This window comes from Gilliamella sp. Pas-s95 (genome assembly GCF_009795795.1).
GTDB lineage: Bacteria > Pseudomonadota > Gammaproteobacteria > Enterobacterales > Orbaceae > Gilliamella > Gilliamella bombicola.
This window is the reverse complement of record NZ_WTFC01000060.1, coordinates 1-1,985: the sequence shown is the minus strand read 5'-3', so window position 1 is coordinate 1,985 and position 1,985 is coordinate 1. Positions and strand designations below refer to the sequence as shown.

Annotated in this window: 2 protein-coding genes; both read right to left on the bottom strand. The window is 27.5% G+C overall.

Translation table 11 applies throughout. The features are described from left to right. Positions 1–80: 80 nt before the first annotated feature. Positions 81–776: a hypothetical protein gene (locus tag GQ598_RS10795; RefSeq protein ID WP_160404119.1), complete on the bottom strand. Its 696-nt coding sequence runs from the start codon at positions 774–776 to the stop codon at positions 81–83. A gap of 343 nt (positions 777–1,119) precedes the next feature. Continuing rightward, complete coding sequence (locus GQ598_RS10790; RefSeq protein ID WP_091346708.1) at positions 1,120–1,449, bottom strand: multidrug efflux SMR transporter; 330 nt, start codon at positions 1,447–1,449, stop codon at positions 1,120–1,122. Between the last annotated feature and the right edge of the window lie 536 nt (positions 1,450–1,985).

Here is a 1,985-nt window from a genome sequence, read left to right as displayed (position 1 = left end):
TATGGTATCACTGGCATTTATGTTAATGTGGCTGCCAATGTATTGTTGAGCAATTTATGTACAGCAAAGATCAACAGCCCCTAATTTAAAGCCTTTTCAAGTTCGGTAATATTTTTATGCAATTTTAATCGAACCATACAAGTATTTATTGCTTTTAATGTTACATCTTGTACTAACTGATAATTGTTCATTTCCCAATCAACAAAAGGTTTCACTCTGTCATCTAAAGCTAAATCTTTATCTGAACAAACAAACTCAAAATTGTTAGAACGAATATATGTTGTATAAATGAAATTATACTTATTATCAGTTAACCCATCATAAATTAGTTTAAATTTGTAAGGTTGAACTGTGACTGTATTATTTTTGTTTTTATTTGCATTTATCTTTTTTAATATTGCATACAATTCAGGCGTTAAAATGTCCATCGTTTTATTAGGAACTGACTCGATATATTTGCCTTTTAACTCTTCTTTTGTAAAACTGCTAATTGAACCTGAATTTAAGGTAAATAAAGAAGTTGCAAATTGAACAACTTTTACACCTACTACTTGAGCGGTATCACCTCGTGTCACTATATTTAGATAGTTATTAGTATCTTCTACTACTTGCCCATTAATAGCATTTTCAGTTATAAAATTGATTGTTGAACCATTATTTAAAACTATAGTATCTGTACTAACCGTTTTTGTTTTAGGTAGTGGTTCCCTTTTGCTAGAGCAAGCAATTAAAATAAAACAACTAAAACCTAAAATAAAAAATTTTAAAAATTTCATCATTATTCCTTATATAAGCAACTAACAGCAGTGTAAATAGATTTCGCTGTTTTTATCATCGACTATTTGATTAAAATTAGTTAAGAATTTTTTGTTCTCTTTTCATTAAGTAATATCTTCATGGCATTTAACAACAATATATATTTATAACATATTGTTTTATTAAAATAAATAAAAAAAACACCTAGTGACACACAATACCACTAGGCTGTTAATCGTATTACAACAATAAAAAGGTTACCTTATAATATTGATTAGGATAAATACCTAGAGACAATAAAAAGGAAACATCTCAGATTAACTAAGATTTACTGCGATAGAAGCGATTTTAATAAATGATTAATCAATGTGCCACTTTCGAAAATAAATTAATAATCACAACACCAAGCATGATAAATCCCATGCCAATTAATGCAGCTAGATCCAATGTTTGTTTTAAAAAGATCCATGCAATTAAACTTATTAACACAATTCCGATTCCAGACCAGATAGCATATGCAATACCAACAGGAATGGTTTTTAATGCTAACGAGAGCAGATAAAACGAAGCACTATAACCCAAAATAGTAATAATGGAATAAGTGATATTGGTAAACCCATCAGATAGTTTCAATGAAGAAGTTGCAATAACTTCACAAATAATTGCAAAAAAAAGTAATAAATATGAATTCATATTAATGCCTATAATCGTCAAATAAAAAGCTGACTATCTAAAATTAAAGTTTTAGAGAAATCAATATCTAATTAACTGTTGAACGTTAATAGATAAAAACAATATTTTGTTGCCTTATTTTGATATCATTAATTATGATAGAAAGGTAAAGATAGATAGCTATTAACGCTTGAAAAGAAAGATCTTTAGATAGCTTAGGCTTCTATTTTAAAAATACTTATTGATTATCAATAAAATTAAAACAAAACCATATACCAAAACAGATCCGTTATTTCTATATAATAGTAATTATTATACCTAAAAATAAGGAACTTTGTAGTGCCTTTTTATTTTTATAATGCGAGCCTGCACTTTTACTTCTAAAACAAGATTAAATGACTTTTACCTGCTGTTTTTTTAATTTCATATGATTACTTACTTATTGATGAACTTATCCTTCTAGATAGAAAAATCCTAGATTACACCATGAAGTGCAATTTTTCTTAGCTCCTTTGAATAAAAGGAGGCAGGGCTTTTAAACTTATGCCGTTTTCTTG

Excerpts from the sequence above, each read along its gene's own strand:
- GQ598_RS10795 (WP_160404119.1), bottom strand. The coding sequence starts at position 776 with ATGAAATTTTTAAAATTTTTTATTTTAGGTTTTAGTTGTTTTATTTTA.
- GQ598_RS10790 (WP_091346708.1), bottom strand. The coding sequence starts at position 1,449 with ATGAATTCATATTTATTACTTTTTTTTGCAATTATTTGTGAAGTTATT.